The following is a 23,971-nucleotide window of genomic DNA, read 5'->3' as shown; positions in this document are numbered from 1 at the left end:
CCGTGCCCGCCGTCCGCACCCACCCGATCAGGATGATCACCGGGTACGCGCCCGACGCCCGCGGCCGCGACGCCCTGGCACTGTCGGGCGTCATCGCCAGGGCGCTGAACGGCCACGTGATCGTGGCGAACGTGCGGCCGACGACGTGGGAGACGCCCGGCCCCGGCCGGGTCGACGCCGAGTGGAAGGCCTACCTGCGCGAGCGGCAGGACGCGGCGCTGGCCGCCGCCGCCAAGGCCGGCGAGGAGGCCGGGCTGACCGACGTCGAGCCGGCCACCACCGCCCACCGCAGCGCCGCGCTCGGTCTGGTGCGGCTGTCGGTCCAGGAGGAGTGCGACCTGATCGTCGTCGGCTCGGCTCCCCACGGCCCCCGCGACCGCATCGCCGTGGGCGGCACGGCCGACCAGCTCCTGCACACCTCCCGCACCCCGGTGGCCATCGCCCCCAGGGGCTACGCGAACGACCCGCCGGACACCCTGACCCGCATCACCTACGCCTACCACAGGTCCCCCACCTGCGACGACGCCCTCCCTCTGGCCATCAGGGCGGCGGTGAAGCTGGAGGTCCCCCTGCGCCTGATCACCGTGCTGCTCACGGAGCACGGCACCCCCGAGGTGGAGGAGGGCGTCATCGAGGAGGTCCGCGACCGGTACGAGCGCGACCTCCGGGCCGCCGTCCGGGGCCCCCGCCGGACCGCGGCCCTCCGCCAGGGCGTCAGCACCGAGGTGGTGGCCGGGCCCGACGCGGCCCGCGCGCTGGCCGAGACCACGTGGATCCCCGGCGAGCTGCTGCTCTGCGGTTCGAGTTCGGCCGGCCCCGTGCGCCGCGTCTTCACCGGCGACATGTCGCTGAAGCTCGTCCGGGCCGCCCCGTGCCCGGTCGTCGTGCTGGCCCGGTCGGCCACCCGCTAGCCCGCCGGTCAGGCGGCCCGGCGCAGCGGGGCGAGCGCGGCGCTCCAGGCCACGACCTCGTCGAGCAGGGTGGTGAGGGTGGCCACCTGGTAGTCGCTGGGCGCGAGCTTGGTGAACTCCAGGAAGTCGGTGAACAGCGACAGCGCGACGTTGGTGCGCACGTCGGCCATCTTGAGCTCGCCGCCGATCAGCCGCAGGTGCTCGGCCGCCCGCGCGCCGCCCACGCCCCCGTAGGACACGACGCCGAAGGCCTTGTTGTTCCACTCGGCGAACAGGTAGTCGATCGCGTTCTTCAGCACGCCCGAGGTCGAGTGGTTGTACTCCGGGGTCACCATGACGTAGCCGTCGTAGGAGGCGATCTTGGCGGCCCACTCCTTGGTGTGGTCGTTCTGGTACTGGCCCATGAGGGGGGACATGGGCTCGTCGAAGTGCGGGAGCGGGTAGTCGAGCAGGTCGATGATCTCGAAGGTGGCGTCGGTGCGCCGCGAGGCGTGCTCCAGCACCCACCGGGCGACCTGTTCACCGTTGCGGCCGGGCCGGGTGCTGCCGAGGATGATGCCGATGCGCGTCATGGGAGGGGTCCTCTCGCGTGAAGCGGCGGCGGAGCCGACTCCGCCACCTGCTCAGTAACCAATGAGTACTGAGTACACGCCAGTAACCGGTAACTTCAACTGAACCGGGTCACACCGGTGGGACCGGCTCAGTCCAGGTCGTCGCCGAGATCGCCGGCCGCCTCGTCGAAGGCGCGGCGGTTGGCGACGATCGTGTTCTGGTTGTCGGCGGCCCACCGGGCCAGCCCGAGAACGGGGTCGGCGAGGGTGTGGCCGAACGCGGTGACCTCGTATTCGACCCGCGGCGGCATCTCGGGGTAGATCGTCCGCTGGACGATCCCATCGCGCTCGAGGTTGCGCAGGGTGAGGGTCAGCATCCGGCGGGAGATGCCGGGGGTGGAGCGCAGCAGCTCGGTGAAGCGCATCGAGCCGGTGTCGAGCAGGCCGATCAAAATCAGGCTCCACTTGTCGCCCACCCGGTCGAGCACGGACCGGAAGACGTCTGGATCGTGTTCGAGGCACATCCGGCCCATCGACAGCAGCGCCTGATGGGCCTCGGTCTGGTGTGACACGGCACTCACCCTTCGGTAACCGGACAGTTCATCGGTTATCAAAGGTAACCGCTCCCGGATGCGGCGGGGAAACGCATCCGGGAGCCCGCGCTATCCCGCCATGGGCAGCGTCTCCTGGGTCGTCACGCCGAGGGTGGACTCGATGATGGTCACGAACGCCGTCGCCTCGGTGATGAGCTCTTCCGCGTCGTGGACGCTCACCAGGTGGACCAGCCCGGCCTCGGCCGCGGCGCGCTTCTTGGCGCTGACGGCGAAGTAGGCGGCCCACTGGGACAGTTCGGGCTGGACCTCGGGAAGGAGCTCCCACGCGCTGCGCAGGCGGCGGCGCCGGCCGTCGATCGGCTGGGGGCGGGCGGCGAGGATGGCCGCGGCCGATCGGAGGGCGGCCAGGTGGGCGTGGATGTAGCGGTCGGCCGGGTTGCCCGCCGTCGCCGCGTCGGCGAGGCAGGCGCGTGCGTCGGTGAGATGCGCGAGGACGGTCCGCGACACCTTGGGGCCGCTGGAGGGCCCGGTCGGGGCGGACCCCTGGCCGTTCTGCTGCGGTCCGGTCATGGTGGTTCGGCCTCCTAAACGAGTGGCCACCGGCGGTCTCGTCGCCGGTCAGGGTCAACAGTCGCAGACCCCACCGACATTTCCGCCGGATCGGGCGGCCGGACGAGGAGCTTCCCCTCTCCCCGTCCGGCCCGAAGCTGTGGGGCCGCGACATCCGTCCTTCCGCCGATGACGGAAGCCCGGACCCACGCGGTGAGAGCGAGCCGCGAGTCCCGCTCCCACCTCCATCGAACATAGTTTCGACCCATGCTAAAGTCAAGAATGTTCGAATGCCCGTTCGATCATCGCCGGGGAAAGAAAAAAGGCCCCGCCGGAGCGGGGCCTTCGGGGAACGACGTCAGCGCTGGAACTTCCCGCGCACGATGACCGGCACTCCGGTGCCCAGGAGGCCGGGAAGGACCTCCGCGACGTGCATCGGGAGGCGGACGCAGCCGTGCGAGGCCGGATAGAGGGGGACCGACAGCGCGCCGTGGAAGGCGATGCCGCCGTTGAAGAAGATCGGGTTGTAGAGCTCGCCCAGATAGGACTTGTGCCAGCCGGTGCGCCGCCAGGTCGTCTTGAACGTTCCCGTGGGGGTGCGGGCGTCGCCGGAGAACTGCTGGCGGGTGCCGTTCCAGGTGGCGTACTCGACGTAGGGGATGCCGCTGCCCGACGAGATGTGCGAGATCAGCTTGATCTGGCCCTTGACGTACAGGACCAGGATCTGGGTCGACAGGTTGACCTCGGCGCGGGTCGGCTTGCCGGTCGGCGCGAGCACCTTGGGGAGCTTCGGGTTCTCCAGGGCACGCCAGGTCTTCGCCACGACGGTGCTGGTCGGCTTGATGCCGTTGACCTTCTGGAAGGCCCAGACGGCGCTCTGCGTCGCGCCGCCGTAGCGGCCGTCGATCTTGCCGGGCATGTAGCCCAGTTCCTTCAGGCGGGCCTGGAGGACCTTGACGACGCTGCCCTTCGCGCCGAACTTCACCGTCTTGCCGGGCGCGACCCAGACGGGCGCGGCCTGCTGCCCGGTCTGCTGAACGGTCTGCTGCACGGTTTGCCGCACGGCCACCGGCGCCGCCATGGCCGGTGGAGATATCGCAAGCACGGCCCCCGCCGTGATCATCGCGGCGGCGACAGCCAGATGCTGCCGAACCCCCATTGTTACCAACCCCTCCAAATGCACACAAAGCTCGGGTCAATGGACCATAACCCAACGGGCGTTTGGTCCAAGTGGGGGGCATGGTGTCGTTATCAACCCGCCATGTCCCATCCGATCTGTTTAGAGTTGGCGCGTGCCAGAAAAGTTGCCGCCGAGTGCTGTCCACATCGCCGGAATTCTCCGCTCTCATGGGGCGACCGGGGAGATCGTCGTGTTCGAGGAGGCGATGCCGACCGCCGCGACGGCCGCCGCACAGCTCGGGTGCGAGGTCGGCGCGATCGCCAACAGCCTCGTCTTCGACGCCGACGGCGCCCCGCTGCTGGTGCTCACGAGCGGCGCCCACCGGGTCGACACCGACCTGGTGGCCGCGCTGATCGGTGTCCGGAAGGTGCGCCGGGCGACGCCCGAATTCGTCCGCGAGCACACCGGTCACCCCATCGGCGGGGTGGCCCCGATCGGCCATCCGGCCCCGGTGCGGACCCTGGTCGACACCTGGCTCGGCAAGCACCCGGTCGTCTGGGCCGCGGCGGGCCATCCCCACACGGTCTTCCCGACGACCTTCGACGAGCTGGTCTCGCTGACCGGGGGCACACCCGCCGACGTGGCGTGATCGGCTAGGGTGCGGAGGATGATCGAGATGCGCCGGGTGGGGCCCGAGAGCTTCGCCTCGGAACTGCGCACGGTCCTGGGCATCTACACGGCCGCCATGCGCCCGCCGCCCGACCAGCTGTCGGGGCGGCTGGCCATAATGCGCAACCACACGACCTATCCGGCGTTCGCCGGAGTGCTGGCCACCGCCGAGAGCGGCGAGATCGCCGGCTTCGCCTACGGCTTCCACGGCGCCCACGGCCAGTGGTGGCACGACGTGGTGAAGAGGTCCCTCTACGAGCGGGCCGGCCCTCTGGTGGCCGACGACTGGTTCGGCGACGCCTTGGAGCTGGCCGAGATCCACGTCCACCCCGCCCACCAGAGCAAGGGCGTCGGCCGCCGCATGATCCACACCATGTGCGAGGGCCGCCCGGAACGCACCGCCGTCCTGTCGACCCACGACGCCCCCACCGCCGCCCGCCACCTCTACGCGAGCCTCGGCTTCTACGACCTCATGACCGCCTTCGCCTTCCCGGGCGGCTCGGAGCTCTACGCCATCGCGGGGGCCCGCCTCCCCCTCGCGCCATCCGCCTAGAGACGCCGCGGCAGGCGGGCGGCAGTGATCCCCAAGACGGTTGCAAGATCACTTTGACAGCGTGGCCGCGACAGGTTCTCTCACCCAAGGGGTTCCCATGAGCGACTTCGCATCCTCCGCCCGCCCGCTCGACGAGACCGAGCTCGCCGAGATCACCGGCGGCCACTCCGCGGACTACAACTGGGCCGAGTACGACTGGCGCGACGCCGTGATGTGCGCCCTGCCGTAGTCCCACGAAAAAGGCGGGGCCGTCATCGAGACGGCCCCGCCTTTGTCGTGCGTCAGGTCGCCGGGACGGCGGGCATCAGGGCCTGGTAGACCTCTCGCGTGGCGTTCGAGCGGTTGAAGGTGATGAAGTGGATGCCCGGGGCGCCCTCGTCGAGGAGGCGGCGGCAGAGGTCGACGCCGTGTTCGATGCCGAGCTGGTAGACCGCGTCGGGGTCGTCCTTGACGCGTTCGAAGCGCTCGGCCACCTTCGCCGGGAACGGCGCGCCCGAGAGCTGCTCGGAGCGGGCGATCGTGCCGAACTTGGTGACCGGCATGATGCCGGGGATGATCGGGGTGTCGCAGCCCGCCGCCGCGACCCGGTCGCGGAGCCGCAGGTAGTCGTCGGGCTCGAAGAACATCTGGGTGATCGCGTAGTCGGCGCCGGCCCGGCACTTGCGCACGAAGAACTCGACGTCGGACTCGATCGACGGCGACCTGGGGTGCTTGTAGGGGAAGGCCGCCACCCCGACGCAGAACTCGCCCGACTGGCGGATCAGCCGGACCAGGTCTTCGGCGTAGTGGACGCCCTCCTCGTGGGCGATCCACTCGCCCATCGGGTCGCCGGGCGGGTCGCCCCGGACGGCCAGGATGTTGCGCACGCCCGCGTCGGCGAACCGGCCGATCAGGTGGCGCAGCTCCCGCACCGAGTGGTTGACGGCGGTGAAGTGGGCGACCGGGGTCAGCGTGGTGCTGTGGGCGATGCGCTCGACGATGTCGACGGTCCGGTCGCGGGTGGAGCCGCCCGCGCCGTAGGTGACCGAGACGAAGGTCGGCTTCAGCGACTCCAGTTCCCGGATCACCCGCCAGAGCTGCCGCTCCGCCTCGGGGGTCTTCGGCGGCATGAACTCGAACGAGAAGGACCGCTCGCCCGCCGCGAGGAGCTCCCTCACGGTGGCGACACGGTCGGGAAAGCGTGAGGGGAGACCCAGAGCCATGCGGCCAAGGTTACTAGTCCCGCCGGAACGGCGGCGGAATGCGGTGGAGAAGATGATCGAATTGGACCTCGCCTGCAACAACCACCCCGCCTGATGAACGAATCGATCACCTCCAGATACCCTCAATACATGACAAATGCCACCGCGCCTTTGGACTTCATCCGCCCCGAGGTGGATCGGGCCCTCAAGCGTTTCATCGACCGCCACCGGATGGCGTTCGACGACCCCGATCTGGCCGTTGTGCTGGGCGCGGTGCAGGACTTCGTGGCGGGCGGCAAGCGCCTGCGGCCCGCCTTCTGCTACTGGGGCTGGCGCGCCGCCGGAGGCGGCGACGACCCGGCGGTCATCTCGGCCGCGGCGGCCCTGGAGCTGCTCCAGGCGAGCGCGCTCGTCCACGACGACGTGATGGACTCCAGCGACCTCCGTCGCGGGATGCCCTCGGCGCACCGCCGCTTCGAGAAGCTCCACGTCGACTCCGGGTGGCACGGGTCGGCGGTCCAGTTCGGCGAGGGCGCGGCGATCCTGGTCGGCAATCTGCTCCTCATCTGGTCGGGCGAGCTGTGGCGGACCTCCGGCGTCCCGGCCGAGGGCGTGGCCGCCGCCCAGCCGGTCTTCGACCACATGCTGACCGAGCTCATGAACGGCCAGTACCTCGACCTGCTCGCCCAGGCCCACGGCGAGAACTCCTTCGAGAGCGCTCGCCGGGTGGCCCTGTTCAAGAGCGGCAAGTACTCGGTGGAGCACCCGCTGCGCCTGGGCATGACGCTGGCGGCCCAGTCGCGCGAGGAGTGGATCGACCAGGTCTGCGCCGGCTACGGCCAGAACGTCGGCATCGCCTTCCAGCTCCGCGACGACGTGCTCGGCGTCTTCGGCGACCCCGCCGAGACCGGCAAACCGGCCGGCGACGACCTCCGCGAGGGCAAGCGCACCATGCTCATCGCGCGGACGCTGGAGCTCGCGTCGCCGTCCCAGGCCCACGCGGTGAGAGCCCTGGTCGGCGACGCCAAACTCGACGCCGAGGGCGTGGAGACCCTGCGGGGCGTCATCGTCGACACCGGCGCCCTGGCGTCGGCGGAGGAGCTCATCACGACCTACGTCCGGGAGGCCCTGGCGGTCCTGGACGCGGCCCCGATCGAGGCCGAGGCCCGCGAGGCCCTCAAGGCCCTGGCCGTGGCCGCCACGACCCGGCGCAACTAGGCGCGCTCCGCGAGGCGGCGGCTGAACTCCTGGGCGGCGGCCTTCGGGTCGTCCGCCTCGGTGATGGCGCGGACCACGACGACGCGGGTCGCGCCCCGGGCGAGGACCTCGTCGAGGTTGCCCAGGTCGACGCCGCCGATCGCGAACCACGGGCGCTCGGCGGGCAGGGCGGCCGCGTGGGACAGCAGCGGCAGGCCCGGTGCGGGGCGGCCCGGCTTGGTCGGGGTCGGCCAGGTCGGGCCGCAGCAGTAGTAGTCGACGCCGGTCTCGGCCGACGCGGCGGTGGCCTCGGCGGCCGAGTGGGTCGAGCGGCCGATCAGGATCTCCTCGCCCAGCATCGCGCGCGCGATCGGGACCGGCAGGTCGTCCTGACCCAGGTGGAGCACGTCGGGACCGAACCCGGCGGCCCTGGCCGCCCACGCGATGTCCGCCCGGTCGTTGACCGACAACAGGGCTCCATGCCGGTCGCAGACCGCGCGGAAGACTTCGAGGAGGGCGAGTTCCTCCCGTGCCTCCAGGCCCTTCTCACGGAGCTGCACGACGTCCACCCCGCCCGAGAGCGCCGCGTCGAGGAAGTCGACCAGGTCGCCGCGCTCTCGGCGGCCGTCAGTGCAGAGGTACAGGCGGGAACCGGCGAGTCTGCGCCGGGAGGAATCGGTCACCCGCCCACATTGCCATGGACCTTAGAACCCCAGTGCCTGGGCCCTGCGCTTCACCTCGGTGTGGCGCCCCGCCTTGATGGCGTCGATGGGAGCGCCGGGCAGGGACTCGTCGGGGGTGAACAGCCACCGGATGGACTCCACCTCGCTGAAGCCCGCATCGGCGAGCACGGTCAGCGTCCCCGGGAGGCCCTTGATGACATCGTCTCCGGCGATGAACACCGCCGGGATCTGCGGCTCGCCGCCGCCCCTGCGGGCGCCCACGAGCTTCTTGTCCTTGATGAGCTGCTTCGCCCTGCCGATGCTGAGCTGGAGCTTCTTCGCCACGTCCGAGAGAGGGAGCCACTCCCCCACGAGCTGGTCGGTGTCTCGGTCGATCTGCGCAACTGTAAGCGTCACGAATCCACCATTACCACACGTCCGCCACCATGAAACACCCAGTTTACGCCACGGTGCAGTCTCGAAGGGTAACGCTTGGGTCGGCGAGGCGGGTCGCGTCGAGCCTTTGCCGTCCTTCGACGAGACGTCGGCCTTGCACCAGATCGCGCGGTCTGTCCACCGTGAGGATGGCCGTCAGGCGGTGGTCGGCGGTCAGCCAGCAGGCCGCCCACTTGGCGTCGGTCTCCGGATCGCCGCGCAGGACCAGCGTGGCGCCGGCGTGGTGACCGGCGTACTGGACCATCCGGCCGAACTGCTCGGACCAGAAGTAGGGCACCGGGTCGTAGATCGCGTTCTCGCCCATGAGGGTCGCGGCGGCGGTGTCGGGCGCGCCGAGGGCGGTGTCCCAGTGTTCGACGCGCATGCGGCGGCCGAAGCGGCGGCTGTACCAGTTGGCGCAGTCGCCCACGGCGACCACGTTGGGCGAGAAGCTGCGCAGGTGCTCGTCGACCAGCACGCCGTTGTCGAGCTCGACGTCGGAGCCGTCGAGCCAGGCGACGTTGGGGCGCACGCCGACGCCGGTGACCACCACGTCGGCCGGGACCTTGTCGCCGTTCATCAGCGTCAGGCCGTCGGGGTCGACGCTGCCGACGGTGGCGTCGAGCAGCAGTTCGACGCCCGCCTCGGCGTACCAGGGGATCATGTAGCGGCCGATCGGCAGGGCGGTGGCCACGGGAGCCCCGGCCGCCTCGACGACGGTGACCCGGCAGCCCGCGCGGGCGGCGGCGGTGGCGACCTCGGCGCCGATCCAGCCCGCGCCGATGATCACGACGCGGGCATCCTCGACGAGGACGGCGCGGAGCGCCAGGGCGTCGTCGATGGTGCGCAGGACGTGCTGGTGGCCCTCGCCGCGCAGGCGGATGGGGGTGGCGCCGGTGGCGACCACGAGGCCGTCGAAGGCGAGTTCGCCGTCGGTCGTGGACAGCACGCCGTCGCGCAGGCCCTTGGCGGCCGTGCCGAGCATCAGGCGGACGTTCAGGGCCTCCAGGTCGGAGTCGACGACCGTGGAGTCGGCGTCGCCGAGCAGGACCGCCTTCGAGAGGGGCGGCCGGTCGTAGGGCCGATGAGGCTCCTCGCCGACGAGGGTGATCCGCCCCTGGTAACCGTGGGCCCGCAGGGCCTCGACACTCCGGACGCCGGCCAGCCCGGCCCCCACCACCACGACGTGATCCACGAGTAGACCCTAGATTGCCGACGGGCCCACTCGCCAATGGAGATTCGGTAACGAATTGAGTAAGTAGCTCGCACAGTGGGACGGTTCCGTGTTGTGCGAATCCGATCAATTCGCATTACTCTGGACAAAGACGCGCGGGAGTCCGGCTGACCGGGCTGAGAGGGGAACTCCACAGGTTCCCGACCGCTATCGAACCTGATCCGGATCATGCCGGCGAAGGGAGCGCGATGAACGCTTCGGACGTTTTCGTGATCGGCGGCGGCATAGCCGGGCTGTCGATCGCCTGGAGGGCCGCCACGCGGGGCCTCACCGTCACGCTGGCCGACCCCGATCCCGGCTCGCGGGCGACGCGCGCCTCGGCGGGCATGCTCGCCCCGGTCAGCGAGGTCACCTACACCGAGGAGCCGCTGCTGCGGCTGGGCCTGGCCTCGCTGGAGCGCTGGCCGCGGTTCGCGGCCGAACTGGAACAGGCGAGCGGCGTCCCGGTCGACCTCCGTTCCGACGGGACCGTCGAGGTCGCCTACGACGCCGACGACCTCGCGCAGCTCGACGAGCTGGCCGCGTTCGAGGAGAAGCTCGGGCTGCGGGTGGAGCGGCTGACCGGGCGGCAGTGCCGCCAGGCCGAGCCGATGCTGTCGCCCAACGTGCGGGGCGGGCTGCTGGCCCGCGACGACCTGTGGGTGAACCCGCGCCGGGTGACCCAGGCCCTCCAGCAGGCGTTCCAGAACGCGGGCGGGAGGATCGTCAGGGAGCGCGTCACCGACCTCGGCGACCTGCGGGCCGGTCACGTCGTGGTCGCCGCCGGGGCCTGGACCCCGAGCCTGCTCCCGGAGCTGCCCGTCCGGCCGGTGAAGGGCCAGATCCTGCGGCTGCGGGGCCCGCGCGGCCTGCTCCAGAGGTGCGTACGCGGCAAGGTGCGCGGCTCCGACGTCTACCTGGTCCCCCGCGACGACGGCGAGATCGTGGTCGGCGCGACGATGGAGGAGCTCGGGTTCGACACCCGGGTCACCGCCGGAGGGGTCTACGAGCTGCTGCGGGACGCGCGCGAACTCGTCCCGGGGATCACCGAGCTCGACCTGGCCGAGACCTTCGCGGGGCTGCGGCCCGGCACCCCCGACAACCTCCCCTACGTGGGGAGACACCGCGACGTGTGGGTGGCGGCGGGCCACCACCGCGCGGGCGTGCTGCTCGCGCCGCTGACGGCCGAGGCCGTCGTCGCGGGCCTGTTCGACGAGGCCGATCTCATGCCCGAATGCTCTCCGGCGAGGATCTGAATGCGCATCACCATCAACGGCGACCCCTGCGACCTCGACGAAGGGGCGACCGTCACCAAGGCGGTGAGGACACTCACCGGGCAGGCCACCGGCATCGCGGTGGCCGTCAACGACGAAGTGGTCAGCAGGGGCGCGTGGGACGCGACCCCGCTGGCCGAGGGCGACCGGGTCGAGGTTCTCACCGCGGTCCAGGGAGGCTGACGACTGATGGACGATCCTCTGCTGATCGGCGGCGAGGAGTTCGGCTCGCGGCTCATCATGGGCACCGGCGGCGCGCCGTCGCTGGAGGTGCTCGACCGGGCCCTGGTGGCCTCGGGCACCGAGCTGACCACGGTCGCGATGCGCAGGCTCGACCCGTCCTCCCGGGGTTCGGTGCTCGACGTGCTGCGCGAGCGCGCCATCAAGGTGCTGCCGAACACGGCCGGGTGTTTCACCGCGGGCGAGGCGGTGCTGACCGCGCGGCTCGCCCGGGAGGCGCTCCATACCCATTGGGTAAAGCTCGAAGTCATCGCCGACGAACGCACCCTGCTGCCCGATCCGATCGAGACGTTCGACGCGGCCGAGCGGCTCGTCGCCGACGGGTTCGTGGTGCTGCCGTACATCGGCGACGACCCGATCCTGGCCCGGCGGCTCGAACAGGCGGGGTGCGCGGCCGTCATGCCCCTGGGGTCGCCGATCGGATCGGGACTGGGCATCCGAAACCCCCACAACATCGAGCTCATCGTGGAATCCGCCGGGGTGCCGGTGATCCTGGACGCCGGGATCGGCACCGCCAGCGACGCCGCGCTGGCCATGGAACTGGGCTGCTCGGCGGTGCTGCTGGCCACGGCGGTGACCAGAGCGCAGAAGCCCGATCTCATGGCGGCGGCGATGCGCGGCGCGGTCGAGGCGGGGCGCCGGGCGTTTCTGGCGGGCCGAATTCCCCGGCGGCGATATGCTGAGGCGTCCTCGCCGGGGCGACCGTTCCAAGACGGGTAAACCTTCCTGTTTCGGTCTCGGTTTGGGATTCCTGCACTCAGCAAGTGGCAAATCACCCGTAAACTCGAGGCCGTGGACACGACGCTTTCCGATCCGCTCGTCGGGCATGTGCTCGACGGTCGCTACCGCGTCGAGTCCCGGATCGCCCGGGGCGGCATGGCGTCCGTCTATTTGGCTCTGGACGTCCGGCTCGACCGCATGGTCGCGATCAAGGTGATGCACCGGTCGCTGGCAGAGGACCCCGAGTTCGTCCGGCGGTTCATCGGCGAGGCCAAGTCCGTCGCCTCGCTCTCCCACCCCAACATCGTGCACGTCTTCGACCAGGGCACCGACGGCGACCACGTCTACCTGTCGATGGAGTACTTCCCCGGCAAGACGCTGCGGGCGGTCCTCGACGAGCGGGGGCCGCTGGCCCCGCGCGAGGCGCTGGAGATCATGATCCCGGTGCTGGCGGCGCTCGGCAGCGCCCACCAGGCCGGGCTGATCCACCGCGACGTGAAGCCCGAGAACGTGCTGATGACCGAAGACGGCCGGGTCAAGGTCGTCGACTTCGGGCTGGTGCGGGCCATCGAGGGCGGCAACCAGACCCGCAGCGGCGTTATGATCGGCACGGTCGGCTACATGGCCCCCGAGCAGGTCACCTCCGGCCAGGCCGACGTCCGCAGCGACGTCTACGCCGCCGGGATCATGCTGTTCGAGCTGCTCACCGGGCGTCAGCCGTTCGGCGGCGAGAGCCCGGTGTCGGTGGCCTACCGCCACGTCCACGAGTCGGTGCCCGCGCCGTCGTCGTTCTCCTACGACATCCCGCCGACGCTCGACGCGCTGGTCGCCAGGGCGACGGCCAAGGAGCCCTCAGGCCGCCCCCACGACGCCAACGCGATGCTGGTGGCGGCGGTCGAGGTCCACCGGACCCTCCCGAAGGGCACGACCGGGCGTCACGCCGTGCCCGCCCGGCCGCAGCCGGCCGAGCAGGCCTTCTTCTCCGGCTCGCACACGATGATCCAGCCGGCCATCGAGGTCACCCAGACCCGGCCCCCGAGGCCGCGGGGCGGGTTCAAGGTCAACTGGTTCATCGTCGCGCTGGCCGTGGTGATGGTGGGCGGCGTCGCGTTCAGCGGGTGGTATTTCACGCTGCCGCGCACGGCCGTCGTGCCCGACCTGGTCCAGCGCAACATCGAGGCGGCCCGCCAGCTCGCCGAGAGCAACGGCTTCACCATCAAGATCGGTGAGGGCCGCTTCGACGCCAAGGTCCCCAAGGACATGGTCCTGGAGACCAGCCCGATCAAGGGCGTCGAGGCCGAGCGCGGCTCGGTCATCACGATCATCGCCTCGCGCGGGCCCGAGATGGTGGGCGTGCCGAAGACCGAGGGCATGACCGAGGCCGACGCCCGGGTCGCGATGTCCGAGGCGGGCCTGAACGTGTCCCGCGTCCGCCGCACCCCGAGCACCACGGTCGCCCGGGGCATGGTGATCAAGACCGACCCGGTCGTCGGCAAGAAGGTCGAGAAGGGCTCCAACGTCATCCTGGCGATCAGCATGGGCCTGCTGATGCCCGACGTGGTCAACCTGCCCCGCGACCAGGCCGAGGCGCTGATGCGGGAGAACGGCTTCGACCCGAGCTGCATCAACGAGGTCGTCGACGACCAGCAGGCCAACCTCGTCATCGCCCAGGAGCCGGCCGCCGGCGCCGAGGTCGACAAGGGCGCCCGGGTCTGCCTGACCGTCTCGCGCGGCCCCGACACCGGCTGGAAGTGGCCCTGGGAGCAGGACCCGTCGGTCGCCGCCCCCGACTTCGTGAACGTCCCCGACGTGCGGTTCAAGGACCTCAACGAGGGCAAGCGCGAGTTAGAGGCGGCGGGCTTCAAGGTCCAGGTGCACAAGCTGTTCTCGCGGGGCGGTCCCGGCGGCGGCGGCCCCGGCAAGCGGATCCGCGGCCAGCAGCCGTTCGGCCAGCAGCCGGCCGGGAGCACGATCCATCTCTGGTACTAGAGCGAGACGCGGACGGCCGAAGGCCGGCCGTGGCTCGCGACATAGATCTTTCTCATCACAGCAGGTCGCCCAGCAGGCGCAGCCGGGCCAGGCCTCCGTCGGGGTAGATGTCACACCTGACGTGGGTGACCGGGCGGTCGCTGTCGAGGCGGAAGCGGTGCGGGGCGTCCGGCTGGAGGCGGGACTTGCCGAGCAGGCTGAACCAGTCGCCGTCGCCGTCGCGGCCCGACAGCGACACCCAGCCGGGGGCGTTGAAGACCAGGTGGGTGGTGTCGATCTCGGCGACGGTGACGGTGCCGCGCCCGGCCAGGCGGACCACCAGCCAGTCGTTGCCGTCGTCGCGGCGGCGGGCGGTCTCCCAGCCCTCGGCCTGGTGGCGGGCCAGACCCGGGGCGATGACGTTGTTGGGCGAGCTGTAGAACTCGTTGGAGCAGTCGATCACCCTGGCCCCGTTGGCGAGCGCGGCCAGGTCGACGGTCAGGCCGTACAGGAAAGCGGGGTCGGGGACGACCTCGCCGTGCACCCGGAGGCGGGCCACTCCCCCGTCGGGGTAGATGTTGAGCCGCACGTGGGTGTAGCGGTTCGGGTCGTCGACGGTGAACTCGTGTTCGCGGTCGCCGCCCAGGGGGCTCCTGGGCAGGATCTCGGTCCAGCCGGTCAGCTCGTGGGCGGCCAGCGGCTCGTCGACGGCGCAGGCGTCGACCGAGGCGTAGGGCGGGTAGTTGCCCTTGAACCAGGCGGTGTCGACGACCAGCCCGTGGACGACGCCCGGCAGGCCGAGCCGGACGATCGCCCAGTCGTGCCCGGTGGTCCGGCGGCGGCGGGTCTCCCAGCCGTCGTAGATCTGGCCCTTGGCGCCGAAGTCGTGGGTGTGGAACTGGGCGGGGTGCGGCAGGATCAGCGCCTGGCGTTCGGCGAACGCCTCGTCGTTGGCGGCGATCACCGACCCTCCCAGGGAGCGGACGGCCAGGTCGGGCAGGTGGCGGAAGGTCATCGAGCGCCTCTCGTGAGGAACCGGCCGTGCCCGGGGGCCGAGCCGCGCAGCCAGGTCCGCTGGACTTCCCCGGTCAGCCGCCGCCCCTGGTAGGCGGTGACCGGGTTCTTGTGGGCGAGCTCGCCGGCCTCGACGACGAACTCCGCGTCGGGGTCGAAGGCCACCAGGTCGGCGTCCGCGCCGACCTCGATGCGGCCCTTGAAGGGCAGGCCCGCGAAGTCGGCGGGCCCCCTGGCCATCCACCGGACGACGTCCTCCAGGGAGTGGCCCCGCGACCGGGCCTCGGTCCAGATGGCCGGCAGGCCGAGCTGGAGGGAGGAGATCCCGCCCCAGGCCGTGACGAAGTCGGGCGAGTCGAGGCCCTTCATGTCGGCCGGACAGGGCGAGTGGTCGGAGACGATCCCCATCAGGGTCCCGTCGGCCAGGCCCGCCCACAGCGCGTCGCGGTTGGCCGCCTCGCGGATCGGCGGGCAGCACTTGAACGCGGTGCCGGTGACCTCCTCGGCGCTGAGCGTCAGGTAGTGGGGGCAGGTCTCGGCGGTGATCCGCACCCCGTGCCCCTGGGCCTCGCGCAGCACCGCGATCGCGTCGCCGGCCGAGACGTGCACGATGTGGGCCCGCGCGCCGGTCTCCCGGGCCACCGCGATCACCGTCTCGATGGCCCGGACCTCGGCCTCCTGGGTCCGGGACTGGAGGAACTCGGAGTAGGACGGGCCGGTGGGCTCGGTCAGCGTCCAGGGGTCCTCGGCGTGCGCGATGAGCAGGCCGTCGAAGCGGGCCAGCTCGCGGAGCGCGAGGGTGAGGCCGTCGCCGTCGAGGGCGGGGAACTCGTCGACGCCCGACGGGGACAGGAAGCACTTCACGCCGAACACCCCGGCGTCCCACAGCGGGCGCAGGTCCGCGAGGTTGCCGGGGATCGCGCCGCCCCAGAAGCCGACGTCGATCGCGATCTGGCCGTACGCGGCCTTCTTCTTGATCTCCAGGTGCGGCACGGTCGTGGTCGGCGGCAGCGAGTTGAGCGGCATGTCGACCACCGTCGTCACGCCCCCGGCCGCCGCCGCGCGGGTCGCGGTGGCGAAGCCCTCCCAGTGGGTGCGGCCGGGCTCGTTGATGTGGACGTGCGTGTCGACCAGGCCGGGCAGCAGCGCGACGTCACCGAGGTCCAGGCCCTCTGGGGTGTCGTACGGCACCAGCCCCGCGATCCGCCCGTCGACGACGTCGACGCCGAGCGGCCGTACCCCTTCGGGGGTGACCACCCGGCGTGACCTGACCAGAACCGTCACAGATGCTCCCTCACCACTCTTGCGGTCAGACGCTCCAGCAGGGGCCCGGCCTCGGCCATGCACCGGGCGGGGTCGGGCTCGATGTCGGTCAGGGCGTACGCCGCCTCGATCCCGGCCTTGCGCAGGTCGTCGTCGGTGACCTCACGCCGCCCGCAGACCGCGACCACGGGCACGCCGTGGCGCATGGCGGCGGCGGCCACCCCGACCGGGGCCTTGCCCCTGAGGGACTGCTCGTCGAGCGAGCCCTCCCCCGTGACGACCAGCCGCGCGCCCTCGACGTGGGTCTCGAAGTCGAGCAGGCCGAGCAGGTAGGCGATGCCGGGCCGGATCGAGGCCCCGAGGAAGGCGAGCGCGGCGAAGCCGACGCCTCCGGCGGCCCCCGCGCCGGGCTGCCCGGCCACGCCCATCGCGCGGACGATCCCGTCGTGCTCGACCGACCCGGTCAGGCCGTGGGTGTGCACGGCGACGGCGGCCAGCCGCGAAAGGCCCGTCTCCAGCAGCGTCACCTGGTCGGCCGAGGCGCCCTTCTGGGGGGCGTAGACGGCGGCGGCGCCGTGCGGGCCGAGCAGGGGGTTGTCGACGTCGGAGGCGACGACGTACTCGGCGGAGCCGGCGTCGAAGCCGGACAGGTCGATCGTGGCCAGGTCCTTGAGGGATCCCCCGCCCGGCGGCAGTTCGGCGCCGCCGGCGTCGAGGAAGCGGGCGCCCAGGGCGCGGGCCAGGCCGGTGCCGCCGTCGGTGCAGGCGCTCCCGCCGAGGCCCAGCACGATCTTGGTCGCGCCGCCCCGGAGCGCGTGGGCGATCAGCTCGCCGGTGCCGGAACTGGAGGCGGTCAGCGGCTCCAGCCCACCCGGCAGGCGGCGCAAACCTGACGCCTCGGCCATCTCCACGACGGCGGTGTCGTCCCTGACCGCGTACGAGGCCCGGATCGGCCGGCCGGTCGGCCCGGTCACCTCCACCTCGACGCGGGTGAAACCGCAGGCCGCGACCGCGTCCACGGTGCCGTCGCCGCCGTCGGCGACCGGCAGCAGCACCACCGGCACGTCACCGAGCCCGGCGGCGACGTGGTGGGCGACCTCGGGGGCGGTCAGCGAGCCCTTGAACTTGTCCGGTGCGATGACGACGTGATCCTTCATGCCGTCATCATGACCGAAGCAGCCGAGCGTGTGCCCGCGCCCCCGCCGCTCCGGCGGCGTCGCCGGGGACGGTGCGCAAATCGCCGTTCTCGACCACGGTCACCCCGTTGACGATGAGCCGGGCGAGGGGCGGCGTCTGGCCGTGGGCGAGCGCGACCACGGGGTCGTCGGCCGCCGCGTAGGGGCCGTCGACCCGCCACATCGCGATGTCGGCGAGCTTGCCCGGCTCCAGGGAGCCGATCTCGTTCTCGCGGCCCAGGCAGCGGGCCCCGCCGAGGGTCGCCATCTCCAGCGACTGCCGGGCGGTGAGCGCCTGCGGCCCGTAGCGGGCCCGCTGCATCAGGACGGCCTGGCGGATCTCCCCGGCGAGCGGGATGAACTCGGCCGAGCCGGGCCCGTCGACGCCGAGGCCGACGGTCGCGCCCGCCCGCAGGAGCTCGCTGACCCGGGCGATCCCCGCGCCGAGGCGGCCGTTGGACGAGGGGCAGTGGGCGGTGCCGGTGCCCGTCGCGGCGAAGCGGGCGATGTCGGCGTCGGTGAGGTGGACGCTGTGCGCGATCCACACGTCCGGGCCGAGCCAGCCGAGCGATTCGAGGTACTCGACCGGGAGCATCCCGAACTGCTCCTTGCAGTGGTCGTCCTCGTCGAGGGTCTCGGCGCCGTGGGTGTGCAGGCGGACGCCCAGCGACCGGGCCAGGCCGGCGGCCTGGCGCATCAGGTCGCCGCTGACCGAGAAGGGCGAGCAGGGGGCGACGGCGACGCGGAGCATCGAGCCGAAGGACGCGTCGTGGTACTTCCGGACCGCCGCCTCGGTCTCCTGGAGGATCTCGTCGAGGGTCTCGACCACCTCGTCCGGCGGCAGGCCGCCCTGCGAGCGGCCCCGGTCCATCGAGCCCCGGCACGGGTGGAAGCGCAGCCCCACCTCGGCGGCGGCCTGGATCTCGGCGGCGAACAGGTCGCCCCGGCCCTTGGGGAAGACGTAGTGGTGGTCGGTCGTGGTGGTGCAGCCCGACAGCGCCAGCCAGGCCAGGCCCGCCGTCGCCGCGCCGTGCACGACCTCGGCGTCCATCCGGGCCCAGACCGGATAGCTGGCCACGAGCCACTCGAAGAGCGTGCCGTCGGGGGCGAGGCCCTGGGTGGCCCACTGGTAGAGGTGGTGGTGGGTGTTGACCAGCCCGGGGGTGACCAGGCAGCCGCGCCCGTCGATCCGCTCGCCGTCTCCGTCGTACGGCCCCGCTCCCACCGCCGCGATGCGATTGCCGTCGATCGCGACGTGGCCGGCGGGGATCTCCGGGCCGGTGACGGGGGCGATGTGGGCGTTCTCGATGACGATCACAGACCGGCCTTCCGGCGGGCGGCCAGGCGGACCGCGTCGAGGATCTTCTCGTAGCCCGTGCACCGGCACAGGTTGCCGGCCAGGTGTTCGCGGATCTCCGCGTCGGCGGGCACCCCGTCGTGGCTCTCGATGAGCGAATGGGCCTGGACGATCAGGCCGGGCGTGCAGAAACCGCACTGGACGGCGCCGCACTCGACGAACGCCTCCTGCACCGGGTCGAGGTCGCCCCCGGCGGAGGCGAGCCCCTCGACGGTGCGGACCTCGCGGCCCTCGGCCTGACCGGCCGCGACCAGGCAGGCGCAGACCGGGACGCCGTCGAGATAGACCGTGCAGGAGCCGCATTCGCCCTGCTCACAGGCGTTCTTGGCGCCGGGCAGGCCGAGCCGCTCGCGCAGGACGTAGAGCAGGCTCTCCCCCGGCCACACGTCGTCGGCGACCATCGGCGCGCCGTTCACGGTGACGTTGACCCTCATGACGTCCTCCTGTGTTCTTCCCAGGCCCAGCCGAGCGTGCGGCGGGCCATCACGGCCAGGGCGTGGACGCGGTAGTCCCGGCTGCCCCGGACGTCGTCGATGGGCGCGGCCGCGGCGGCGACGAGTTCCCCGAACCTCCGGCCCACCTCGGGATCCCCCGGAGACCAGTTCTCGGCCAGGAAGGCCTCCGCCTCGACGGCCCTGCGCGGGGTGGGGGCGGCGGAGCCGATGCCGGTGCCGACGGTCCGCTCCGCCACGTTCAGCGCGATGCCGAACGAGCAGACCGCGATGACCATCGCGTTCCTGGTGCCGATCTTGGAGAAGTACTGGGGACCGGCCCTGAGCGGCACGTGGACCGCCCGGATCAGCTCGTTCGCGGCCAGGGCGTTGCGCTTCACGCCGGTGTAGAAGTCGCCGATCGGGATCATCCGGACGCCGTCCACCGACTCCGCCTCGACGATCGCGCCGGTGGCCAGCAACGGCGGGTGGCTGTCGCCCGCCGGGGAGGCCGCGCCCAGGTTGCCCGCGACGGTGCCCCGGTTGCGGATCTGCGGCGAGCCGACCGTCCGGGACGCCTGGGCCAGACCGGGCAGCCGGTCGGCCAGTTCGGTGATGACCCGGGTGTAGGTGACCCCGGCCCCGACCCTGATGTTCCCGGACTCCACCGACCACTCGGTCAGCTCGGCGACCGGGGTGAGGTCGAGCAGGGCCTTCGGGCGGCCCTTGTCGAGGTTGATCTCGACCATGACGTCGGTGCCGCCCTGGACCGGCGTCGCGTCGGGCCGGTCGGCCTTCATCCGCAGGGCCTCGGCCCAGGTGGTGGCGCGCAGGAAGTCCATCAGTCCCAGGCCTTCCCGGCGCCGGGGGCGTCCTCGCGGAGCACGGCGCCCTCGATCAGGCCGTAGGGCCGGTCGGCGGCGAAATAGACCTCGCCGTCGTTGTCCAGGCCGAACGGGCCCAGGTCGACGAGGAAGTGGTGTTTGTTGGGCAGTTCGAGGCGGACCTCGCAGACGTCCGGGCAGTCGGTCAGGACGCGGGCGCCCATGGCGTAGAGGGTCTGCTGGAGCGACAGGCTGTAGGTGGTCGCGAAGGCGTCGAGCAGGGCCGCCCGCGCGGTTCCGTAGGAGGCGTCCCAGTCCTTCTCGGGGCCGTCGTGCCGCCAGCGGGCGGTCACGGCGGTGGCCAGGACCCGGTCGCGGGTCTCCGGCAGGGTCGTGTACTGGTCCTTGAGGTAGCCCCAGAACTCCGAGTCGGTCGTGTTGAGGACCACCAGGTCCTTGAGCCCGGAGACCACGGTGGCCCTCTCGCCGTCGTAGTGGACCAGGCAGGTGCGCACCTCCTGGCCCCTGCGGGCGAAGGAGTGGTCGCCGAGGCGCTCCCAGGCGTACTCCTCGATCTCCACGCGGGCGTGGTGGATCGTCGGCTGGGAGTCGACGAAGTGGCGGGCCAGCAGCAGGGCGAACTCCTCGACCGAGCCGACGCCGTGCTTCCCGGCGAAGGCGTAGACGGTGTTCTTCTGCGTGTCGGTCGGCAGCACCGCGGCGTTGTCACCGGTCAGGTGGACGTCGGTCATGTCGCCGGACAGCGACGTGCTGACGTTCAGGTCGGTGATGTGGTGGGCGTCGCCGTTCCGGGTGACCCGCACGACCCGGGTCTCGGCTTTGCCGTAGCGGTTGGGGCCGAGCACGAACACTGTCTAACTCCCGCGGTAGGTCGAGTAGCCGAACGGGCTCAGCAGCAGCGGCACGTGGTGGTGCTGCTCGGCGTCGGCGATGGTGAAGACGACCGTGACCTCGGGGAAGAACGCGTCGTCCCCCAGGTAGCCGCCGGTGTCGAAGATCAGCCGGTAGGTCGCGGCCTCCAGCTCCCCGGTCCATTCACGGCCGAGCGGCGTCCACTCCCTGATGCGGCCGTCCTTGTCGGTGCGGCCCTCGGCGAGGGCGACGTAGCCGTGGGCGGCCCGCCGGGCCAGCCTCACGTGGACGTCGCCCGCCGGGCAGCCGCGCGCGGTGTCGAGCACGTGGGTGGAGAGGGTCACGCGGTCTCCTCCCACAGCTTGGCCAGCCGTAGCCGGACGATCTTCCCGAGTTCGTCTCGCACGACCATCCGTTCCTTCTCCGGTACGTTGCCCAGACGATCCTCCAGGATCGCCAGCATCTCCCCGGCCGACTTCCCGGTCGCGCAGACCAGGTACACGTGCCCGAACCGGTCCTCGTAGGCGCGGTTGCCCTCCCGGAGCCGCCGCAGGACGTCCTGACCGGCCGCGGCCGTCCCCGACTGCTCGTCGCGCGACCACGCCGACTCCCGGTCCGCGCCCGGCGAGCGGTCCCCGATCCGGGGGTGCGCGGCCAGCGCCTCCTCGACGTCGGCCCAGTTCAGCATGGCCAGCACCGAGTCGCCGCGGTCGAGGAGCGCGGGCAGGTCGGAGTAGGGCCGCCCGGCCACGCCGTCGGCCCAGCGGGCGGACGCGCAGCACGCCAGCAGGTCGTCCCGGCTCAGTTCGCGCATGGTCGCCAGTACACAACCTGGTTCCGGCCGAATCCAGCAGCGGGAGCTCCCAAAGCCCCGTCCATGAGCGGCCGATGGTTTGTACGTTGCCACAAACCGGCGAAACCCCCGGGTAACCTGATGCCACTATGAGCACTGGAAACGCGATCGGCGGCCACGTCCTGGTGGCCGGGGGGCTGGCCACCGGAGGGCTGAAATACGCCGCCGAGATCGGCGCCGAGATGGCCCAGGTCTTCGTCACCAACCCGCGCGGCTGGGCCCTCAACGAGGGCAACCCGGCCGAGGACGAGAAGCTGCGGGCGAGCGGCCTGCCGGTCTACGTCCACGCGAACTACCTGATCAACTTCGGCTCCCCCACCGAGGCGACCCTGGAGAACTCGGTCGCGTCGGTCCGCCACACCCTGCGGCGGGGCCGGGAGATCGGGGCGCTGGGCGTGGTCGTCCACACCGGCTCGGCGGTCAGCCAGCCCCGCGAGGCGGCCCTCCTCCAGGTGCGCGACCAACTCCTCCCGCTGCTGGAGGAGATCCCCGACGACGGTCCCGACCTGCTGCTGGAGCCGATGGCGGGGCAGGGCCAGATGCTGTGCGCGACAGTCCAGGACCTCGGCCCCTACCTGGAGGCCCTTGAGTGGCACCCGAAGGCGGGGCTCTGCCTCGACACCTGCCACGCCTTCGCCGCGGGCCACGACCTGTCGACGCCCGAGGGGGTCAAGGAGACCTTCGACGCCCTCCACGAGATCGCGCCGGGACGGCTGAAGCTGATCCACGCGAACGACTCGAAGGACCTGCTCGGCATGAAGAAGGACCGCCACGAGAACATCGGCGCCGGCCACATCGGCGCGCAGGGCTTCGCCGAGGTCATGCGCCATCCGGCGGTGGCCGGGGTGCCGCTCTGCATCGAGACGCCCGGCAAGGCCGACCAGCACCGCCAGGACATCGACCTGCTGAAGAAGCTGCGCGGATAGCGGGCGGATCCGGCCGTCCCCCGAACGACCGGATCCGTGCGGCCCACCTTATTTCGCAGGTCAGCGCCACACCGGTTGATCGCGACAGACGGCGTGTCAGGCGCGACGAGCGGTCAGGCGCTCCCTGACCTCGCGGGTGTGCCGCCGCGAGACCGGCAGCGTCTCGGTCCCCACCAGCAGCAGCGCCCGCCCGTCGGCGAACCGCAGTTCGCTCACGTGGCGGGCGTTCACGAGCGTGCTGCGATGGGCCCGGATGAACCCGGCCCGCGCCCAGCGCTGCTCCAGCGCGGCCATGGAGGTCCGGACGAGAAAGCCCCCTTCGGCCGTGCGCAGCCTGACGTAGTCGCCCCGCGCCTCGGCGAACCAGACGGCACCCGGCTCGATGAAGCGGGTCCGCCCGCCCAGCTCCACCGGGATCGACTCCTCGGCCGCCCTTCTGCGCAGGTGATCCAGTTCGAGCTGGTCGGAGAGCCACCGGGCGGCGTTGCGCAGGTCACAGCCCGGCTCGGGCGCAGAGGAGCCGGGGCCGTCCTCAACGGGCGACCCGCGCTCGCCGTCAGGGCCGGTGGCGAGGAGCGGGGCTCGATCCCAAGGGAGAGCGGTGGCCCTTTCGCGGCCCCCGGCCGGGGTGTGGGCGACCAGTGCCCCGACCGCCTCACCCATGATCATCAGGGGGACCGCCGTCCGTGAGGGCCTCCCCCGCATGGCCGCCACGGCCGCCGTCCAGCCCGCCGCCGATCCCGCCAGGACCTCGGTCGCCGAGGTGATGGTCAGCGGGGCGCCGACGGCCTTCTCCAGGTGGGGCAGGGCCGCTCGGGCGGCCTCGGGGGTGAGACTGAAGGGCAGGTCGAAGCAGCACACCCGGGCGAGACTAGACCTCCCGGCCGGGCTACGGCGGGCCCTCGCCCGGCTCCTCCTGGTATGAGTAGCGCTGCTCACGCCAGGGGTCGGCGACGTTGTGGTAGCCCCGGTCCTCCCAGAAGCCGCGCCGGTCCTCGGTCAGGTATTCGATGGCGCGCACCCACTTCACGCTCTTCCACGCGTAGAGGTGCGGGACCACGGCGCGGACCGGGAAACCGCGCTCGGGGCTCAGCGGCTTGCCGTCGAGCTCGGTCGCGAACAGCGTCGACTCGCGGTCGAAGTCGCTCATCCGGACGTTGGCGCTGTAGCCGTATTCGGCCCAGATCATCACGTGGCCGACCCCGGGAGCGGGCGGCACGGCGGCCAGCAGCGCGCGGGCGGGCACGCCGGTCCACTCGTTGCCCATGATCGAGAACTTGGTGACGCAGTGGACGTCGGACAGCACCGTCGCCCGGGGCAGGTCGCCGAACTCGTCGTAGCTCAGGAAGTGCTGCTCCCCGGACGCGGTCGCGCCGAACACCTGGAGGCGCCAGGTCGCCGGGCGGAACGCCGGGACCCTGCCGTAGTGCATCACGGGCCTGCCGCGCGGGACGTACT

29 protein-coding genes and 1 riboswitch are annotated in these 23,971 nt (G+C 71.8%); of the genes, 10 read left to right on the top strand and 19 right to left on the bottom strand.

The features are described from left to right. Positions 1-2: 2 nt before the first annotated feature. Positions 3-911 (top strand): universal stress protein, encoded by a 909-nt coding sequence (locus tag AW270_RS28105; protein ID WP_082801891.1) that lies wholly within the window; start codon positions 3-5, stop codon positions 909-911. Positions 912-919: 8 nt separating this feature from the next. On the opposite strand, the gene AW270_RS28100 is transcribed toward AW270_RS28105, so the two are convergent. The 4 genes from AW270_RS28100 to AW270_RS28085 all read right to left on the bottom strand — a co-directional run bounded on the left by AW270_RS28100 (position 920) and on the right by AW270_RS28085 (position 3,634). Beyond that, positions 920-1,483 (bottom strand): NADPH-dependent FMN reductase, encoded by a 564-nt coding sequence (locus AW270_RS28100; RefSeq protein WP_061299102.1) that lies wholly within the window; start codon positions 1,481-1,483, stop codon positions 920-922. A gap of 128 nt (positions 1,484-1,611) precedes the next feature. Next, entirely contained in the window at positions 1,612-2,034 is a 423-nt protein-coding gene (locus tag AW270_RS41895; RefSeq protein WP_275477780.1) for a winged helix-turn-helix transcriptional regulator, read from the bottom strand. 90 nt (positions 2,035-2,124) lie between these two features. Further along, positions 2,125-2,586: an SAV_6107 family HEPN domain-containing protein gene (locus tag AW270_RS28090; RefSeq protein ID WP_061299101.1), complete on the bottom strand. Its 462-nt coding sequence runs from the start codon at positions 2,584-2,586 to the stop codon at positions 2,125-2,127. Between the two features lie 337 nt (positions 2,587-2,923). Then, a complete protein-coding gene (locus AW270_RS28085; RefSeq protein WP_245674892.1) occupies positions 2,924-3,634 on the bottom strand; it encodes a L,D-transpeptidase family protein in 711 nt (236 codons plus the stop codon). A gap of 223 nt (positions 3,635-3,857) precedes the next feature. Here AW270_RS28085 and AW270_RS28080 point away from each other — a divergent pair, with 223 nt between their 5' ends. From AW270_RS28080 to AW270_RS41890, 3 genes are all read left to right on the top strand, one after another. Continuing rightward, positions 3,858-4,334, top strand: a complete 477-nt coding sequence (locus tag AW270_RS28080) for a YbaK/EbsC family protein (RefSeq protein WP_061299099.1) — start codon at positions 3,858-3,860, stop codon at positions 4,332-4,334. Positions 4,335-4,352: 18 nt separating this feature from the next. Continuing rightward, entirely contained in the window at positions 4,353-4,907 is a 555-nt protein-coding gene (locus AW270_RS28075; protein WP_082801890.1) for a GNAT family N-acetyltransferase, read from the top strand. A gap of 97 nt (positions 4,908-5,004) precedes the next feature. Then, positions 5,005-5,136 carry a hypothetical protein gene (locus tag AW270_RS41890; protein ID WP_275477779.1) on the top strand — a complete coding sequence of 44 codons (132 nt, stop codon included), beginning with the start codon at positions 5,005-5,007 and terminating at the stop codon, positions 5,134-5,136. A gap of 52 nt (positions 5,137-5,188) precedes the next feature. On the opposite strand, the gene metF is transcribed toward AW270_RS41890, so the two are convergent. Further along, positions 5,189-6,109, bottom strand: coding sequence for a methylenetetrahydrofolate reductase [NAD(P)H] (gene metF / locus AW270_RS28070; RefSeq protein ID WP_061299098.1), 921 nt, complete (start codon positions 6,107-6,109; stop codon positions 5,189-5,191). A gap of 129 nt (positions 6,110-6,238) precedes the next feature. Here metF and AW270_RS28065 point away from each other — a divergent pair, with 129 nt between their 5' ends. Continuing rightward, positions 6,239-7,306, top strand: a complete 1,068-nt coding sequence (locus tag AW270_RS28065; RefSeq protein WP_061299097.1) for a polyprenyl synthetase family protein — start codon at positions 6,239-6,241, stop codon at positions 7,304-7,306. Here the strand turns inward: AW270_RS28065 and thiE are convergent. The 3 genes from thiE to AW270_RS28050 are packed head-to-tail and all read right to left on the bottom strand — an operon-like array spanning position 7,303 to position 9,577. Beyond that, positions 7,303-7,968 carry a thiamine phosphate synthase gene (gene thiE, locus AW270_RS28060; protein WP_061299096.1) on the bottom strand — a complete coding sequence of 222 codons (666 nt, stop codon included), beginning with the start codon at positions 7,966-7,968 and terminating at the stop codon, positions 7,303-7,305. The genes AW270_RS28065 and thiE overlap by 4 nt on opposite strands. A gap of 21 nt (positions 7,969-7,989) precedes the next feature. Further along, positions 7,990-8,364, bottom strand: coding sequence for an Rv2175c family DNA-binding protein (locus AW270_RS28055; RefSeq protein WP_061299095.1), 375 nt, complete (start codon positions 8,362-8,364; stop codon positions 7,990-7,992). A gap of 43 nt (positions 8,365-8,407) precedes the next feature. After that, entirely contained in the window at positions 8,408-9,577 is a 1,170-nt protein-coding gene (locus tag AW270_RS28050; RefSeq protein ID WP_061299094.1) for an NAD(P)/FAD-dependent oxidoreductase, read from the bottom strand. Positions 9,578-9,701: 124 nt separating this feature from the next. Next, a riboswitch (TPP riboswitch) is annotated at positions 9,702-9,816 on the top strand. On the opposite strand from AW270_RS28050, the gene thiO reads away from it, so the two are divergent. The 4 genes from thiO (at position 9,805) to pknB (ending at position 13,818) form a co-directional block, all read left to right on the top strand. Next, positions 9,805-10,851, top strand: coding sequence for a glycine oxidase ThiO (gene thiO, locus AW270_RS28045; RefSeq protein ID WP_061299173.1), 1,047 nt, complete (start codon positions 9,805-9,807; stop codon positions 10,849-10,851). It overlaps the preceding riboswitch by 12 nt. Continuing rightward, on the top strand, positions 10,852-11,052 hold the full coding sequence (gene thiS, locus AW270_RS28040) for a sulfur carrier protein ThiS (protein ID WP_061299093.1): 201 nt from the start codon (positions 10,852-10,854) through the stop codon (positions 11,050-11,052). Positions 11,053-11,058: 6 nt separating this feature from the next. Further along, positions 11,059-11,829 carry a thiazole synthase gene (locus AW270_RS28035; protein WP_157522745.1) on the top strand — a complete coding sequence of 257 codons (771 nt, stop codon included), beginning with the start codon at positions 11,059-11,061 and terminating at the stop codon, positions 11,827-11,829. A 72-nt stretch (positions 11,830-11,901) separates the two neighbouring features. Further along, on the top strand, positions 11,902-13,818 hold the full coding sequence (gene pknB, locus AW270_RS28030; protein ID WP_061299091.1) for a Stk1 family PASTA domain-containing Ser/Thr kinase: 1,917 nt from the start codon (positions 11,902-11,904) through the stop codon (positions 13,816-13,818). 55 nt (positions 13,819-13,873) lie between these two features. Here the strand turns inward: pknB and alc are convergent, their stop codons facing one another. Genes alc through uraD form a run of 9 tightly spaced genes read right to left on the bottom strand, consistent with a single transcriptional unit; the run spans position 13,874 to position 21,548 of the window. Continuing rightward, positions 13,874-14,812 carry an allantoicase gene (alc, locus tag AW270_RS28025; RefSeq protein ID WP_061299090.1) on the bottom strand — a complete coding sequence of 313 codons (939 nt, stop codon included), beginning with the start codon at positions 14,810-14,812 and terminating at the stop codon, positions 13,874-13,876. Then, positions 14,809-16,095, bottom strand: a complete 1,287-nt coding sequence (gene allB, locus AW270_RS28020) for an allantoinase AllB (protein WP_061299089.1) — start codon at positions 16,093-16,095, stop codon at positions 14,809-14,811. Before allB ends, alc begins: the two co-directional genes overlap by 4 nt. Then, positions 16,092-17,231, bottom strand: coding sequence for a glycerate kinase (locus AW270_RS28015; protein ID WP_061299088.1), 1,140 nt, complete (start codon positions 17,229-17,231; stop codon positions 16,092-16,094). The genes allB and AW270_RS28015 overlap by 4 nt, the downstream gene beginning before the upstream one ends. 7 nt (positions 17,232-17,238) lie before the next feature. Beyond that, positions 17,239-18,567, bottom strand: a complete 1,329-nt coding sequence (locus AW270_RS28010) for an 8-oxoguanine deaminase (RefSeq protein WP_245674891.1) — start codon at positions 18,565-18,567, stop codon at positions 17,239-17,241. Continuing rightward, positions 18,564-19,040, bottom strand: a complete 477-nt coding sequence (locus AW270_RS40705) for a (2Fe-2S)-binding protein (RefSeq protein ID WP_061299087.1) — start codon at positions 19,038-19,040, stop codon at positions 18,564-18,566. Before AW270_RS40705 ends, AW270_RS28010 begins: the two co-directional genes overlap by 4 nt. After that, a complete protein-coding gene (locus AW270_RS28000; RefSeq protein WP_061299086.1) occupies positions 19,037-19,879 on the bottom strand; it encodes an FAD binding domain-containing protein in 843 nt (280 codons plus the stop codon). Before AW270_RS28000 ends, AW270_RS40705 begins: the two co-directional genes overlap by 4 nt. After that, a complete protein-coding gene (gene pucL, locus AW270_RS27995) occupies positions 19,879-20,733 on the bottom strand; it encodes a factor-independent urate hydroxylase (protein WP_061299085.1) in 855 nt (284 codons plus the stop codon). Before pucL ends, AW270_RS28000 begins: the two co-directional genes overlap by 1 nt. Positions 20,734-20,736: 3 nt before the next feature. Next, positions 20,737-21,078 carry a hydroxyisourate hydrolase gene (gene uraH / locus AW270_RS27990; RefSeq protein ID WP_061299084.1) on the bottom strand — a complete coding sequence of 114 codons (342 nt, stop codon included), beginning with the start codon at positions 21,076-21,078 and terminating at the stop codon, positions 20,737-20,739. Continuing rightward, the gene (gene uraD, locus AW270_RS27985) at positions 21,075-21,548 is read right to left on the bottom strand and encodes a 2-oxo-4-hydroxy-4-carboxy-5-ureidoimidazoline decarboxylase (RefSeq protein ID WP_082801888.1); all 474 of its coding nucleotides are present in this window, start codon (positions 21,546-21,548) and stop codon (positions 21,075-21,077) included. The genes uraH and uraD overlap by 4 nt, the downstream gene beginning before the upstream one ends. A gap of 128 nt (positions 21,549-21,676) precedes the next feature. Here uraD and AW270_RS27980 point away from each other — a divergent pair, with 128 nt between their 5' ends. Then, a complete protein-coding gene (locus AW270_RS27980) occupies positions 21,677-22,513 on the top strand; it encodes a deoxyribonuclease IV (RefSeq protein WP_061299082.1) in 837 nt (278 codons plus the stop codon). Positions 22,514-22,609: 96 nt separating this feature from the next. Here the strand turns inward: AW270_RS27980 and AW270_RS38080 are convergent, their stop codons facing one another. After that, positions 22,610-23,374 carry a LytR/AlgR family response regulator transcription factor gene (locus AW270_RS38080; protein ID WP_245674890.1) on the bottom strand — a complete coding sequence of 255 codons (765 nt, stop codon included), beginning with the start codon at positions 23,372-23,374 and terminating at the stop codon, positions 22,610-22,612. Positions 23,375-23,402: 28 nt separating this feature from the next. Then, positions 23,403-23,945, bottom strand: coding sequence for a molybdopterin-dependent oxidoreductase (locus AW270_RS27970; protein ID WP_082801896.1), 543 nt, complete (start codon positions 23,943-23,945; stop codon positions 23,403-23,405). Between the last annotated feature and the right edge of the window lie 26 nt (positions 23,946-23,971).

It is taken from the genome of Herbidospora cretacea (assembly GCF_001570605.1).
Classification (GTDB): domain Bacteria; phylum Actinomycetota; class Actinomycetes; order Streptosporangiales; family Streptosporangiaceae; genus Herbidospora; species Herbidospora cretacea.
This window is presented reverse-complemented; position numbering and strand designations above follow the sequence as displayed.

Bases quoted from the DNA above. Each gene is read 5' to 3' on its own strand.
- AW270_RS28100 (WP_061299102.1), bottom strand. From the start codon at position 1,483: ATGACGCGCATCGGCATCATCCTCGGCAGCACCCGGCCCGGCCGCAAC.
- AW270_RS28090 (WP_061299101.1), bottom strand. From the start codon at position 2,586: ATGACCGGACCGCAGCAGAACGGCCAGGGGTCCGCCCCGACCGGGCCC.
- AW270_RS28075 (WP_082801890.1), top strand. From the start codon at position 4,353: ATGATCGAGATGCGCCGGGTGGGGCCCGAGAGCTTCGCCTCGGAACTG.
- AW270_RS41890 (WP_275477779.1), top strand. From the start codon at position 5,005: ATGAGCGACTTCGCATCCTCCGCCCGCCCGCTCGACGAGACCGAGCTC.
- metF (WP_061299098.1), bottom strand. From the start codon at position 6,109: ATGGCTCTGGGTCTCCCCTCACGCTTTCCCGACCGTGTCGCCACCGTG.
- AW270_RS28065 (WP_061299097.1), top strand. From the start codon at position 6,239: ATGACAAATGCCACCGCGCCTTTGGACTTCATCCGCCCCGAGGTGGAT.
- thiO (WP_061299173.1), top strand. From the start codon at position 9,805: ATGAACGCTTCGGACGTTTTCGTGATCGGCGGCGGCATAGCCGGGCTG.
- thiS (WP_061299093.1), top strand. From the start codon at position 10,852: ATGCGCATCACCATCAACGGCGACCCCTGCGACCTCGACGAAGGGGCG.
- AW270_RS28035 (WP_157522745.1), top strand. From the start codon at position 11,059: ATGGACGATCCTCTGCTGATCGGCGGCGAGGAGTTCGGCTCGCGGCTC.
- alc (WP_061299090.1), bottom strand. From the start codon at position 14,812: ATGACCTTCCGCCACCTGCCCGACCTGGCCGTCCGCTCCCTGGGAGGG.
- AW270_RS28015 (WP_061299088.1), bottom strand. From the start codon at position 17,231: ATGAAGGATCACGTCGTCATCGCACCGGACAAGTTCAAGGGCTCGCTG.
- AW270_RS40705 (WP_061299087.1), bottom strand. From the start codon at position 19,040: ATGAGGGTCAACGTCACCGTGAACGGCGCGCCGATGGTCGCCGACGAC.
- AW270_RS28000 (WP_061299086.1), bottom strand. From the start codon at position 19,879: ATGGACTTCCTGCGCGCCACCACCTGGGCCGAGGCCCTGCGGATGAAG.
- uraD (WP_082801888.1), bottom strand. From the start codon at position 21,548: ATGCGCGAACTGAGCCGGGACGACCTGCTGGCGTGCTGCGCGTCCGCC.
- AW270_RS27980 (WP_061299082.1), top strand. From the start codon at position 21,677: ATGAGCACTGGAAACGCGATCGGCGGCCACGTCCTGGTGGCCGGGGGG.
- AW270_RS27970 (WP_082801896.1), bottom strand. From the start codon at position 23,945: ATGCACTACGGCAGGGTCCCGGCGTTCCGCCCGGCGACCTGGCGCCTC.